The sequence below is a fragment of the Burkholderia sp. HI2761 genome (assembly GCF_002223355.1).
Lineage (GTDB): Bacteria > Pseudomonadota > Gammaproteobacteria > Burkholderiales > Burkholderiaceae > Burkholderia.
On the sequence record NZ_NKFN01000001.1, the window covers coordinates 318,070 to 330,670 of the forward strand.

The 12,601-nt window shown below is 68.8% G+C and carries 12 protein-coding genes and 1 riboswitch; of the genes, 9 read left to right on the forward strand and 3 right to left on the reverse strand.

All coding sequences use genetic code 11. The features are described 5' to 3' along the window. The first annotated feature begins 122 nt into the window (after positions 1-122). Positions 123-809 (forward strand): HAD family hydrolase, encoded by a 687-nt coding sequence (locus CFB46_RS01505; protein ID WP_089499155.1) that lies wholly within the window; start codon positions 123-125, stop codon positions 807-809. 71 nt (positions 810-880) lie between these two features. Here the strand turns inward: CFB46_RS01505 and ribB are convergent, their stop codons facing one another. The 3 genes from ribB to CFB46_RS01520 form a co-directional block, all read right to left on the reverse strand. Beyond that, positions 881-1,591, reverse strand: a complete 711-nt coding sequence (ribB, locus tag CFB46_RS01510) for a 3,4-dihydroxy-2-butanone-4-phosphate synthase (RefSeq protein WP_027785364.1) — start codon at positions 1,589-1,591, stop codon at positions 881-883. A 118-nt stretch (positions 1,592-1,709) separates the two neighbouring features. Continuing rightward, positions 1,710-1,858, reverse strand: a riboswitch (FMN riboswitch). A gap of 187 nt (positions 1,859-2,045) precedes the next feature. Continuing rightward, positions 2,046-2,732: a helix-turn-helix domain-containing protein gene (locus tag CFB46_RS01515; protein ID WP_027785365.1), complete on the reverse strand. Its 687-nt coding sequence runs from the start codon at positions 2,730-2,732 to the stop codon at positions 2,046-2,048. Between the two features lie 219 nt (positions 2,733-2,951). Next, complete coding sequence (locus CFB46_RS01520; RefSeq protein WP_027785366.1) at positions 2,952-4,127, reverse strand: MFS transporter; 1,176 nt, start codon at positions 4,125-4,127, stop codon at positions 2,952-2,954. 146 nt (positions 4,128-4,273) lie between these two features. Here CFB46_RS01520 and CFB46_RS01525 point away from each other — a divergent pair, with 146 nt between their 5' ends. The 8 genes from CFB46_RS01525 (at position 4,274) to lnt (ending at position 12,592) form a co-directional block, all read left to right on the forward strand. Then, the gene (locus tag CFB46_RS01525; protein WP_027785367.1) at positions 4,274-5,206 is read left to right on the forward strand and encodes a LysR family transcriptional regulator; all 933 of its coding nucleotides are present in this window, start codon (positions 4,274-4,276) and stop codon (positions 5,204-5,206) included. Positions 5,207-5,420: 214 nt separating this feature from the next. Next, positions 5,421-6,794, forward strand: coding sequence for a tRNA (N6-isopentenyl adenosine(37)-C2)-methylthiotransferase MiaB (gene miaB / locus CFB46_RS01530; RefSeq protein WP_027785368.1), 1,374 nt, complete (start codon positions 5,421-5,423; stop codon positions 6,792-6,794). Positions 6,795-6,827: 33 nt separating this feature from the next. After that, the gene (locus CFB46_RS01535; protein WP_027785369.1) at positions 6,828-7,871 is read left to right on the forward strand and encodes a PhoH family protein; all 1,044 of its coding nucleotides are present in this window, start codon (positions 6,828-6,830) and stop codon (positions 7,869-7,871) included. A 132-nt stretch (positions 7,872-8,003) separates the two neighbouring features. Continuing rightward, the gene (gene ybeY / locus CFB46_RS01540) at positions 8,004-8,780 is read left to right on the forward strand and encodes an rRNA maturation RNase YbeY (RefSeq protein ID WP_027785370.1); all 777 of its coding nucleotides are present in this window, start codon (positions 8,004-8,006) and stop codon (positions 8,778-8,780) included. 11 nt (positions 8,781-8,791) lie between these two features. After that, positions 8,792-9,424 carry a gamma-glutamylcyclotransferase gene (locus CFB46_RS01545; RefSeq protein WP_027785371.1) on the forward strand — a complete coding sequence of 211 codons (633 nt, stop codon included), beginning with the start codon at positions 8,792-8,794 and terminating at the stop codon, positions 9,422-9,424. 70 nt (positions 9,425-9,494) lie between these two features. Then, a complete protein-coding gene (locus CFB46_RS35785; RefSeq protein ID WP_167375372.1) occupies positions 9,495-9,644 on the forward strand; it encodes a hypothetical protein in 150 nt (49 codons plus the stop codon). 306 nt (positions 9,645-9,950) lie between these two features. After that, positions 9,951-10,838 carry an HlyC/CorC family transporter gene (locus tag CFB46_RS01550; RefSeq protein ID WP_027785372.1) on the forward strand — a complete coding sequence of 296 codons (888 nt, stop codon included), beginning with the start codon at positions 9,951-9,953 and terminating at the stop codon, positions 10,836-10,838. Positions 10,839-10,891: 53 nt separating this feature from the next. Next, positions 10,892-12,592, forward strand: coding sequence for an apolipoprotein N-acyltransferase (lnt, locus tag CFB46_RS01555; RefSeq protein WP_027785373.1), 1,701 nt, complete (start codon positions 10,892-10,894; stop codon positions 12,590-12,592). The last annotated feature ends 9 nt before the right edge of the window (positions 12,593-12,601 follow it).

The window sequence follows — 12,601 nt, forward strand, 5'->3', positions numbered from 1 at the left end:
CGGCATGCCGCACCGGCACGGCCGCATCGGGCAAATTTGCCGCCCCGTCGCGCGGCCCGCGCGTGAAAGCACGTATGATGGCGAATCGATCGGCGTCGCCGATATCCCGCGTTTTCATCACCATGCTCGATCACCTCATCTGCGACTGCGACGGCGTGCTCGTCGACAGCGAAGTCGTCGCCGACCGCGTGCTGCTCGACACGCTGTCCGCCACGTTCCCCAACCTCGATTTCGAAGCCGCCGCGAAGTCGGCATTCGGCCAGCAGACGTCGCGTTTCCTCACCGGCATCGAATCCCGCTTCGGGGTCGAGATGCCCGCCAACTTCATCGAGACCATCGAGCACAACATCGAAGTCGCGCTCGCGCAATCGCTCGCGCCGATCAGCGGCGTGCGCGACGCGCTGCTGAAGGTCACGCTGCCGGCCGCCGTCGTGTCGAACAGCAGGCTCGTGCGCGTGCGCAGCTCGCTGAAGCGCGCATCGCTCACCGAGATCTTCGGCGAGCGCGTGTTCAGCTCCGAACAGGTCGCGCGGCCGAAGCCCTACCCGGACGTCTACCTGCATGCGGCGCACACGCTCGGCGTCGCGCCGGCGCGCTGCGTCGTCGTCGAGGACAGCATCTCGGGGTTGAATGCCGCGCGGGCGGCCGGGATGAAGACGATCGCGTTCGTCGGCGCGAGCCACATCCCCGACAACTACGCGGATGCGCTGCGCGCGATGGGCATCACGCGGATCATGCGCAAAATGGACGAACTGCCGGCGCTCGTCGAAGCCGGCATGCGCGGCGAATTCGGCGACGTGCAGTCCTGATTGTCATGCGGGCCGGATCGGGTCGATCCGGCCGCGCCCCGGGCGCGCGAACGCGCCCGCCCTTCCCTCGCTCAGGCCGGCTCGCAGCAGCGTTCGCGCGCCGCCGCCAGCGCCTCGCGGAACTCGACGAGCTCCGCGATCGTCAGCATCGGCAGCCCGTGCCGTTGCGCGAAGCGCTCGACATCGTCGCCGCGCGTCATCGTGCCGTCCGGATTCATCAGCTCGCACAGCACGCCGGCCGGCTTCAGGCCCGCGAGGATCGACAGGTCGACCGTGCCTTCGGTGTGACCGCGGCGCGCCAGCACGCCGCCCGGTTGCGCACGCAACGGAAACACGTGGCCGGGCCGCACGATGTCGTGCGGCCTGGCGCCGTCGGCGATCGCCGCGCGGATCGTCGTCACGCGATCGGCCGCCGACACGCCGGTATGCACGCCTTCGCGCGCCTCGATCGACACGGTGAACGCGGTGCCGTTGCGGCTTTCGTTGGTCTGCACCATCGGCGGCAGCTCGAGCGCGCGCACCGTGTCGTCGGTCAGGCACAGGCACACGATGCCGCTGCACTCGCGGATCAGCAGCGCCATCGTCTCGGGCGTGATGCGCTCGGCGGCGACGATCAGGTCGGCTTCGTTCTCGCGGTCGTGGTCGTCCTGCAGCACGACCGCGCGGCCGGCGCGCATCGCGTCGAGCGCAGCGGCGATGCGCGGCGGCACCGGTTCGGAATCCAGCAACGGGAGATCGGCAAAGGCGTCGGCGGGCGCCGACGAAACGGACATCAAGGACATGTGAAACGCTCCTCGCAAATACGATTTGGGCGAAAAACGTTTCAGGGCATTGCAAACAGACAGAACGACAACCCGCTTCGCATGCAGCGCGAAGCGGCCCTGACGGACATGACTATCTGCACATCTTCTCTCATCCGGACTGTAACCGTCGGCTCTGGCATTCGACCAGATCTGCTGACCCCGCGCGGATGCGCGGGCGCTCGCGGGCTCGCCGGCTTACGCCAGCCTACCGCCGGTGGGGAATTTCGCCCCGCCCTGAAGACGCACTGATTGCCGGACGGGAACGCCCCGTCACCGGCGGGCCAAGCATACAACAGCCGCGCGCGACGCGCAGCGAACTACCGGTAAAACCTTACTGACGACCCCGTCTAACGGCGTCGTCCAAACGGCCGGCGGACCGACCCGCGGTCCAGCGAAAGTCGGGGAACGCAGTCGCGCCGCGCGGCCCGCGCGATCAGTTGGCGGCCGCGTGCGCCGCGTCGGGCACGAGCCAGCGCGGCGGCACCTCGGGGCTCACGGTCACGCGGAACGCACGCGCCTCGCTGTCGCCCGGGTTGCGCAGGCTGTACGGCTGGTCGGCATCGAACACGATCGCGTCGCCGGTCGCGAGCAACTGGCGGCGGTCGTGCACGCTGACTTCGAGCGTGCCTTCGCTGACGACGAGGTTGACCGTCGTGCCGGGTGCGCGGCGCGCGCCGGGTTCGGTATGCAGCGGCGCGATCCGCAGCTCGTGGAATTCGGCCGCGGCCGGCTCGCCTTCCGGGTACAGCGCACGTGCCGAGAAGCGGCCGTTCGAGCTGACGACGCGCGACGCGCGCTCGGCCGCCAGGTGCTCGAAACCGTTCACCGCATGGCGCCGCAGGAACGCGGCGACCGACACCTTCAGCGCCGCCGCGATCTTGCAGAGCACCTTGATCGACGGCACGCTGCGCGCCGATTCGATCTGCGCGAGCATCGCGCGCGACACGCCGGACAGCCGCGCGAGCGCATCGAGCGACAGTTGCCGCTCGGCGCGCAAGCGCGCGAGGTTCACGCCGACGACCTGCTCGAGCGCGTCGAGCGACGCGGACGCGCGCAGGTCGGCGGCATTGCCGGACTCGAAGGAAGACACGTCGCGCACGAGCGCCAGGGATGAAGACATAGCATTGCCTCCGGGCCGCCGCGCGGCCCTGCGTAGGGGGTAAGCCGGAATCGGAATCGGGTTGCGCCGGTCATGGCGCGTATCGAGACGCTATCACCCGCCCCTGCACGGGCAAACGAAGTTATCTTCACACCGTTATCAGCATCGCGGAGGAATGCGTTTCTCGCGAACCTTTTCCTGCCGCCATGGCGTCGCCCGCGGCAAGCGCCGCGGCGACGCTCACTGCGCCGCCCGCGCCGCGCCGCGCGCCGGGCCGCGCGCATCGAGCCGCATCGCGAACCCCGTGACGACGAGCGCCGCGAACGTCACCGCGACCGCGACCCACGGCAGCGCATCGAGCGCGAAGCCGTGCTCCAGCGCGACGCCGCCGAGCCACGCACCGCCCGCATTGCCGACGTTGAACGCGCCGATGTTCAGCGTCGACGCGAGATGCGGCGCGCTCGCGGCCTTCTCGACCACGCGCGCCTGCAGCGGCGGCACCGTCGCGAACGCGGCGATCCCCCAGACGAATACGGTGACGGCGGCCGCGACCGGCAGGTGGCTCGTCTTCGCGAACACGGCCATCACGGCCATCAGCGCGACGAGGATCGCGATCAGCGACGGCATCAGCGCGCGGTCGGCGAGCTTGCCGCCGATCGTATTGCCGATCGTCAGCCCCGCGCCGAACAGCACGAGGATCAGCGCGACCGCGCGCGGCGAATAACCCGACACGGTCTCGAGAATCGGCGCGACGTAGGTGAACACGACGAACACGCCGCCGAAGCCGAGCACGGTCATCAGCAGCGCGAGCCACACCTGCGGCTCCTTCAGCACGCGCACTTCGTGGCCGAGGCCGACCGGCCCGCTGTCGTGGCGGTTCGGCACCAGCGCGGCCACGCCGCCGAGCGCGAGCACGCCGAGCGCGGCGACGATCCAGAACGACGCGCGCCAGCCGAGCAACTGGCCGACGAACGTGCCGAACGGCACGCCGAGCACATTCGACAGCGTGAGCCCCGTGAACATCAGCGCGATCGCGCTCGCGCGCTTGTCGGCCGGCACGAGCGACGCGGCGACCACCGCGCCGATGCCGAAGAACGAACCGTGCGCGAACGACGTGACCACGCGCGCGACCATCAGCATCGCGTAGCCGGACGCGATCGCGCACAGCACGTTGCCGACGATGAAGATCGCCATCAGCAACTGCAGCGCGGCCTTGCGCGGCATGCGGCTCGTCAGCACCGCGAGCAGCGGCGCGCCGACCGCGACGCCCAGCGCGTAGCCGGTGACGAGGAGACCAGCCGACGGCAGCGACACGGCCAGGTCGTGCGCGACTTCGGGCAACAGGCCCATGATGATGAATTCGGTGGTGCCGATGGCGAAGGCGCTGATCGCGAGCGCCAGTAACGGAAGGGGCATGACGTTCTCCGGAAGGCGGCGGCCGCGGCGCCGGGTCGGTGCCGCACCGCACAAGAAGCGGGATGTGCGCGCATTGTCCCGAAGACGCCTATATTTGATAATTGGCGTGGCATTTGAACCATTTTCAAATATTTCTGGAAAATCGCATGGACCGACTGGGCGACATCCGGCTGTTCGTCGAGGCGGCCGAGCTGGGCAGCCTGTCCGCCGCCGGGCGCAAGCTGAACCTCACGCCGGCCGCCGCGAGCGCACGGCTCGCGAAGCTCGAGGCGAAGATCGCGACGCGCCTGTTCGAACGCTCGACGCGGCAATTGCGGCTCACCGACGAAGGCAAGCTGTACCTGAACTGCTGCCGCCAGGCACTGCAGGCACTCGACGACGCGGATGCGATGCTGCAGGAGGGCCGCAACGTCGTGAGCGGCAAGGTGCGGCTGTCGTCGACGTCCGATTTCGGCCGCAACCAGCTGCTCGACTGGCTCGACGCATTCACGACGCTTCATCCGGGCGTCACGTTCTCGCTGACGGCGTCCGATTCGTCGTCGAACCTTTGGCAGGACGAGATCGATCTCGCGATCCGCTTCGCCGCGCCGCCCGACGGCGCGCTGATTGCCCGCCGCCTCGCGACCAACCGGCGCGTGCTGTGCGCGGCGCCGTCGTTCGTCGAGCGCCATGGCGTGCCGGCCGATCCGCACGATCTGGCCCGCTTTCCGTGCAACGTGATCACGATCGCGTCCGGCCCGATGAACGTCTGGCACTTCACGCGCGGCGACGAAGTGCAGATCCATACGGTACCCGTGTCGACCGCGTTCGAGACCAACGACGGCGGCCTCACGCGCGAATGGACGCTGCGCGGCCACGGCATTGCGCTGAAGTCGCTGTGGGATATCGCCGACGACGTCCGCGCGGGCCGGCTGCGCGTGCTGCTGCCCGACTGGCGGCACCAGGATGCGCCGCTGCACGCGATCTATCACGGCAAGCGCTACATGGCGCCGCGCGTGCGCGTGCTGCTCGATTTTCTTGTCGAACGCTTCGCGCGCGAGGAAGCGGCGCTCAACGACTTGCTGAACGCGTGCCAATGACGGCCGCCCTCCCGTCATAGAGGGGTCGGAACCCGCGAGCCGGCGTCGCGCGCCCGCAACCGGCCGCCCGTCCGCCGTGGCGTGAAAAGCTATAATGGACGGCTTTCCCGACGGCCTTTCCTGCCCGCTGCGCGCGATTCGCGTGCCGCGCACGGCCGTCCCGACTCACCCTTGACGACGCCCCCAGGTCAACCACTGCGAACGGCGAATCCCCATGACCAAGAAAGTTTACGTAAAGACCTTCGGCTGCCAGATGAACGAGTACGACTCGGACAAGATGGTGGACGTGCTCAATGCGGCCGAAGGCCTCGAAAAGACCGACACGCCGGAAGACGCGGACATCATCCTGTTCAACACGTGCTCGGTGCGCGAGAAGGCGCAGGAGAAGGTGTTCTCCGATCTCGGCCGGGTACGCGAGCTGAAGGAAGCGAAGCCGGGCCTCCTGATCGGCGTCGGCGGCTGCGTCGCGAGCCAGGAAGGCGCGTCGATCGTGTCGCGCGCACCGTACGTCGACCTCGTGTTCGGCCCGCAAACCCTGCACCGCCTGCCGCAGATGATCGACGCGCGCCGCGCGAGCGGCCGCGCGCAGGTCGACATCACGTTCCCTGAAATCGAGAAGTTCGACCACCTGCCGCCCGCGCGCGTCGAGGGGCCGAGCGCGTTCGTGTCGATCATGGAAGGCTGCTCGAAGTACTGCAGCTACTGCGTGGTGCCGTACACGCGCGGCGATGAAGTGTCGCGCCCGCTCGACGACGTGCTGACCGAAGTGGCCGGCCTCGCCGACCAGGGCGTGCGCGAAGTCACGCTGCTCGGCCAGAACGTCAACGCCTACCGCGGCGCGCTGACGGCCGGTTCGACCGACATCGCCGATTTCGCGACGCTGATCGAATACGTCGCCGACATCCCCGGCATCGAGCGGATCCGCTACACGACGTCGCATCCGAAGGAATTCACGCAGCGCCTGATCGATACCTACGCGAAGGTGCCGAAGCTCGTGAACCACCTGCACTTGCCGGTCCAGCACGGCTCCGACCGCATCCTGATGGCGATGAAGCGCGGCTACACGGTGCTCGAATACAAGTCGGTGATCCGCAAGCTGCGCGCGATCCGCCCCGACCTGTCGCTGTCGACCGACATGATCGTCGGCTTCCCCGGCGAGACCGAGGAGGATTTCGACAAGATGATGGCGCTCGTGCACGACATGAGCTACGACACCAGCTTCTCGTTCATCTACAGCCCGCGCCCCGGCACGCCGGCCGCGAACCTCGCCGACGACACGCCGCGCGAAGTGAAGCTCAAACGCCTGCAACATCTGCAGGCGACGATCGAGGAGAACGTCGCGCGCATCAGCCAGTCGATGGTCGGGAAGGTCGAGCGGATCCTCGTCGAGGGCCCGTCGCGCAAGGACCCGAACGAACTCGCGGGCCGCACCGAGAACAACCGGGTCGTGAATTTCCCGGCGCCGCTCGCGTCGCACCCGCGCCTGATCGGCCAGATGATCGACGTGAAGATCAACCATGCGTACCCGCACTCGCTGCGCGGCGAGCTCGTGCTCGTCAGCGACGACGCGAGCGCGGCCACCCACTGACCGACTGACGCCCGACAGGAGCCCGACGCTACTTTGAAGACCGTCCAAGCACTGGAATTCACCGCCCCGCGCGACGACAACGCGCGCCTCGCCAACCTCTGCGGCCCGCTCGACGAAAACCTGCGGCAGATCGAACAGGCGCTCGACGTCACGCTCGCGCGGCGCGGCCACCGGATCACGATCCGCGGGCGCGGCGCCAAGCTCGCGCTCGCCGCGCTCGAAAATTTCTACAACCGCGCGCGCGATCCGCTGTCGGTCGACGACATCCAGCTCGCGCTGGTCGAAGTGCGCCACACGGCCGGCAACGGCCGCCAGGAACCGCTCGACGTGCGCTTTCGCGGCGACCCCGACCATCCGTTCGACGAACCCGCCGGGCCGCTCGACGACGAAGCGCTCGAGGAAGCCGCGCCGAAGCTCTACACGCGGCGCGCCGACCTGCGCGGCCGCACGCCCGCGCAGCGCGAATACCTGAAGCAGATCCTGTCGCACGACGTGACGTTCGGCATCGGGCCGGCCGGCACCGGCAAGACCTATCTCGCGGTCGCGTGCGCGGTCGACGCGCTCGAGCGCGACCAGGTCAAGCGGATCGTGCTGACGCGTCCGGCCGTCGAGGCCGGCGAGCGGCTCGGCTTCCTGCCGGGCGATCTCGCGCAGAAGGTCGACCCGTACCTGCGGCCGCTGTACGACGCGCTGTACGACCTGCTCGGCTTCGACAAGACGGCCAAGATGTTCGAGCGCCAGATGATCGAGATCGCACCGCTCGCGTACATGCGCGGCCGCACGCTGAACCACGCGTTCATCATCCTCGACGAGGCGCAGAACACGACGCCCGAGCAGATGAAGATGTTCCTCACGCGGATCGGCTTCGGCTCGAAGGCGGTCGTCACGGGCGACACGAGCCAGGTCGACCTGCCGCGCGGCCACAAGAGCGGCCTCGTCGAGGCGCAACAGGTGCTCGGCGGCGTGCGCGGCATCGCGCTCACGCGCTTCACGAGCGCGGACGTGGTGCGCCATCCGCTCGTCGCGCGCATCGTCGAGGCGTACGACGAATTCCACGCGCAGCATCAGGACGGCTGAGCGGCGGCGCGCTGCCCCGACCTGCCGGCCCGGCCCGCCAGACGGCGCGCCGGGCTTTTTTTCGCCCGGGCGAATTCGGGCGCGATCGGTCGTTTGGTGTATCCTCAACGCGTCCCAATCGCCGCACGCGTCATGAAATCCTCCCGTTCCCGCAAATCCGGCCGCGCCCCGTCCGCCGCGTCGGAATCTCCCCGCCTTTCGCTGTTCGACGCGAAGGGCAAGGCCCGGACCGTCAACGCACAAGGGCTGCGAATCGACTTCCCGGACGGCCGCAGCCTGATGTTCGACCTGTCGGGCAGCTCGGGCGACGCGGCTGTCGCGATCGTCGCGCAGCACAACGATCCGGCGATGCGTGCGAAGCTCGCGCTGCAGCCCGAGCACTACGACAGCGTGACGCTGCACGTCGGCGCCGAATTCGCGCCGCGCGAGGACGATCCGGAAGACGAGCCGCGCGCGCTGGAATTCGAGCTGTCCGTGCAGTACGGCGACGAGATCACGAGCGACGTGCGCAAGACGCTGCCCAAGCGCAAGCTGATCGCCGAATGGATCGAGCCGGCGCTGTTCGCGAGCGCGCAGCTCACCGTGCGCTTCGTCGGCGAAAACGAAGGCCGTACGCTGAACGCCGGCTACCGCCACAAGGACTATCCGACCAACGTGCTGACCTTCGCGTACGACGCGGCGCCCGACGGCACCGTGATCGGCGACCTCGTGCTGTGCTGCCCGGTGGTCGAGAAGGAGGCGCACGACCAGGGCAAGCCGCTCATGGCGCATTACGCGCACCTGCTGGTGCACGGCGCGCTGCACGCGCAGGGCTACGACCACGAGACGAGCGACGAGGACGCGGCCGAAATGGAAGCGCTCGAAGTCGACATCCTCGCGAAACTGGGTTTCCCGAACCCGTATCAGTAAGCCTTCCCCCGATGCGTAACGCCGCGATGCTGCCGCCCGCCTACCCGCCGTCGATCGGCGAAGGCCGTCTGCTGACGGAGGACGAGCTCGCGGCGTCGCTCGCGCATACGATGCGCGACTGGGACGGCCGGCAGGATCTCTGGCTGTTCGGCTATGGCTCGCTGATCTGGAACCCCGGGCTGCCGACCGTCGCCGCCGTGCGCGGCAAGGTGCACGGCTATCACCGCGGGCTCTACCTGTGGTCGCGCGTGAACCGCGGCACCCCCGAACGGCCGGGCCTCGTGCTCGCGCTCGATCGCGGCGGCTCGTGCGCGGGCATCGCGTTCCGGCTCTCCGGCCCGACCGCGCAGCCGCATCTCGAGACATTGTGGAAACGCGAGATGCCGATGGGCTCGTACCGGCCCGCGTGGCTGCCGTGCTCGCTCGAGACCGGCGAACGCGTGAACGCGCTCGCGTTCGTGATGCGCCGCGACGCACCGACCTATACGGGCAAGCTGACCGACCCCGTCGTGAAGGAAGTGTTCGGCTGCGCGGCCGGCCGCTACGGCACGACGCTCGACTACGTGAGCCGCACGGTCGACGCGCTGCGCGCGAGCGGCATCCCCGACCGCGCGCTGGAAGGGTTGCTCGCGCGATGCCGGTGATCCGACACGACGCCCGGCCTGCCGCCATGCGACACAGCGCCGCCCGCGCATCCGCACGAGGAGACTGCCGATGAAACCGTCACGCTGGTCCCGCTGCAGAGTCGCCGCGCTGCTCGTCGCCGCGAGCGTCGCGCTGTCCGGCTGCGGGATACTCGGCTGCGGCGGCGCCGCGACCAACGGCGCGGCCGCCGGCGGCTGCTCGGCCGGCATGCGGTTCTGAGCCGCGCACCGGCGGCGCCCGCCTGCGGCAGAATGCCGCCGTCGTCGGCCGTTTCCCGCGTCGGGGCGCGCCGCCCTTCCCGCAGCCCTTTCCGCCACCGTTTTTTGGCCATCGCGCCCCGCCGGCTCTTTCTGCGATAGGATGGACCCGAGGACGACGTCGCGCCCGGCGCGGCCGCCCGCGAGCGGGGCCCACGCGTGCCGCCCATCCTGGCCGTGCGGCCGGGTGACACGGCCGCGTCGTGCCCTTGGTGTATCCTTGCCTACTCCGTGACCGCGCGCCCCGGCATGACCCGGGCGCACCACCATGAACGATTCGTATCCCAGTCGTAAGCCAACCGACAAACCGCAAGAAAAGCGCTCGCTGCTCGAGCGCCTGACCGACTTCATCTCGCCCGAGCCCGAATCCCGCGGCGAATTGCTGGAAATCCTCCAGGACGCCCACGAACGCAACCTGATCGACGCCGATTCGCTGTCGATGATCGAAGGCGTGTTCCAGGTATCCGATCTGTGCGCGCGAGACATCATGGTGCCGCGCGCGCAAATGGACGCGATCAACATCGCCGACAAGCCCGAGGATTTCATCCCGTTCGTCCTCGAAAAAGCGCACTCGCGCTACCCGGTGTACGAAGAGAACCGCGACAACGTGATCGGCGTGCTGCTCGCGAAGGATCTGCTGCGCTTCTATGCCGAGGAAGAGTTCGACGTGCGCGGGATGCTGCGCCCGGCCGTGTTCATTCCGGAATCGAAGCGGCTGAACGTGCTGCTGCACGACTTCCGCGTGAACCGCAACCATCTGGCGATCGTCGTCGACGAATACGGCGGCGTCGCGGGTCTGATCACGATCGAGGACGTGCTCGAACAGATCGTCGGCGACATCGAGGACGAATACGACTTCGACGAGGAAGCCGGCAACATCATCGCGGGGCCGGACGGCCGCTACCGCGTGCGCGCGCTCACCGAGATCGAGCAGTTCAACGAGGTGTTCGGCACCGATTTCCCCGACGACGAAGTCGACACGATCGGCGGGCTCATCACCCATCATTTCGGACGCGTGCCGCACCGCGGCGAGAAGCTGCAGCTCGGCAATCTCGTGTTCGAGATCCAGCGCGGCGATGCGCGCCAGGTTCACGTGCTGCTGGTGCGCCGCAACCCGCTCGCCAGCCGTCGCGCCGAAACCTCGCACGAAGACTGACCGTTGCGCGCCAGCCGCGCCTCCTTCAACCGCTCGCCCCTCTTCCGCTTCACATGGACGATCCGATCCCGTCCCGCCCGGCTGGCGGCCTTCTTGCGCCGACGCCCGGCCGCGCACTGCCGCGCTGGCACTATCCGGCCGCGCTGCTCGCCGGCGCGGCCAACACGCTCGCCTTCGCGCCCACGCCGCATGGCGGCTGGCTGCAGCTCATCGTATTCGTCTGGTTTTTCGCGCAGCTGACGCGCACGTCGAGCTGGCGCGGCGCCGCGCTCACCGGCGGCGCGTTCGGCTTCGGCAACTTCATCAGCGGCGTGTGGTGGCTCTACATCAGCATGCACGTGTACGGCGAGATGGCCGCGCCGCTCGCCGGCGGCGCGCTCGTGCTGTTCTCGCTGTATCTATCGCTGTACCCCGCGCTCTCGGCCGGGCTGTGGTCGTTCTGCGCGGGCCATGCGTGGCATCGCCGCGAGCCCGACCCGCGGCCGTTCTCGCCGACCTGGCACGGCGCATTCGCGTTCGCGAGCGCGTGGGCGCTCGGCGAATGGCTGCGCGGCACCGTGTTCACCGGCTTTCCCTGGCTCGGCAGCGGCTACCCGCAGGTCGATGGCCCGTTCGCGGGCTTTGCGCCGGTGGTCGGCGTGTACGGGATCGCGTGGGTGCTCGCGCTGTTCGCCGCACTGGTCGTGCAGGCGCTCGCCGCCGCCCGCCCGTCGCCGGCGCGTGACGGCGGCGACGGCTCATCGAACGGCAACGCCCGCGTGCGCATCGCCGCGCCGGCAGTCATCGCCGTCGCGCTCGTCGCGGCCGGCCTCGGGCTGTCGCAAATCACGTGGACCGTGCCCGCGAACGCGCCGCTCACCGTGCGGCTGCTGCAGGGCAACGTGAAGCAGGACATCAAGTTCGAGCAGGAAGGCATCGACGCGGCGATCAAGATGTACCAGCAGATGATCGTCGAGAAGCCGGCCGACCTGATCGTCACGCCCGAGACCGCGATCGCGGTGATGATCCAGGAACTGCCCGAACCGTTCGCCGTCGCGATCCGCAAGTTCAGCGACACGACCGGTTCGGCCGTGCTGTTCGGCGCGGTCGGTGCGTCGGTGACGGAAGACGGCCGCTACGTCGATTACACGAACAGCCTGTACGGCGTGACGCCGAACTCGCGCGACATCTATCACTACGACAAGCATCACCTCGTGCCCTTCGGCGAATTCATTCCGTGGGGCTTCCGGTGGTTCGTCAATCTGATGAAGATGCCGCTCGGCGACTTCGCGCGCGGCGCGCCCGTGCAGAAACCGTTCCTCGTGCACAACCAGCCGGTCATGGCCGACATCTGCTACGAGGACTTGTTCGGCGAGGAAATCGCCGCGACGATCCGCGACAACCCGCAGCCGCCCGGCGTGCTCGTCAACGTGACGAATCTCGCGTGGTTCGGCGACACGATCGCGCTCGACCAGCATCTGCAGATCGCGCGGATGCGCTCGCTCGAAACGGGCCGGCCGATGCTGCGCTCGACCAACACGGGGATGACGGCCGCGATCGACGCGCACGGTCGCGTGCTCGGCCAGCTGAAGCCGTTCACGATCGGCTCGCTCGACGTGCGGATCGAAGGCACGAGCGGCTTCACGCCGTACGTGACGAGCGGCAACAACATCGTGCTCGCGGTGTCGTTCGTGCTGCTCGCGTTCGGCTTCACGTTCGGGCCCGGGCTGCGCCGACGCAACGGCCGGCGGCACGGCGGCGACGAAGCGCAATGACGCAACGGG

Bases quoted from the DNA above. Each gene is read 5' to 3' on its own strand.
- CFB46_RS01505 (WP_089499155.1), top strand. From the start codon at position 123: ATGCTCGATCACCTCATCTGCGACTGCGACGGCGTGCTCGTCGACAGC.
- ribB (WP_027785364.1), bottom strand. From the start codon at position 1,591: ATGTCCTTGATGTCCGTTTCGTCGGCGCCCGCCGACGCCTTTGCCGAT.
- CFB46_RS01515 (WP_027785365.1), bottom strand. From the start codon at position 2,732: ATGTCTTCATCCCTGGCGCTCGTGCGCGACGTGTCTTCCTTCGAGTCC.
- CFB46_RS01520 (WP_027785366.1), bottom strand. From the start codon at position 4,127: ATGCCCCTTCCGTTACTGGCGCTCGCGATCAGCGCCTTCGCCATCGGC.
- CFB46_RS01525 (WP_027785367.1), top strand. From the start codon at position 4,274: ATGGACCGACTGGGCGACATCCGGCTGTTCGTCGAGGCGGCCGAGCTG.
- miaB (WP_027785368.1), top strand. From the start codon at position 5,421: ATGACCAAGAAAGTTTACGTAAAGACCTTCGGCTGCCAGATGAACGAG.
- ybeY (WP_027785370.1), top strand. From the start codon at position 8,004: ATGAAATCCTCCCGTTCCCGCAAATCCGGCCGCGCCCCGTCCGCCGCG.
- CFB46_RS01545 (WP_027785371.1), top strand. From the start codon at position 8,792: ATGCGTAACGCCGCGATGCTGCCGCCCGCCTACCCGCCGTCGATCGGC.
- CFB46_RS35785 (WP_167375372.1), top strand. From the start codon at position 9,495: ATGAAACCGTCACGCTGGTCCCGCTGCAGAGTCGCCGCGCTGCTCGTC.
- CFB46_RS01550 (WP_027785372.1), top strand. From the start codon at position 9,951: ATGAACGATTCGTATCCCAGTCGTAAGCCAACCGACAAACCGCAAGAA.
- lnt (WP_027785373.1), top strand. From the start codon at position 10,892: ATGGACGATCCGATCCCGTCCCGCCCGGCTGGCGGCCTTCTTGCGCCG.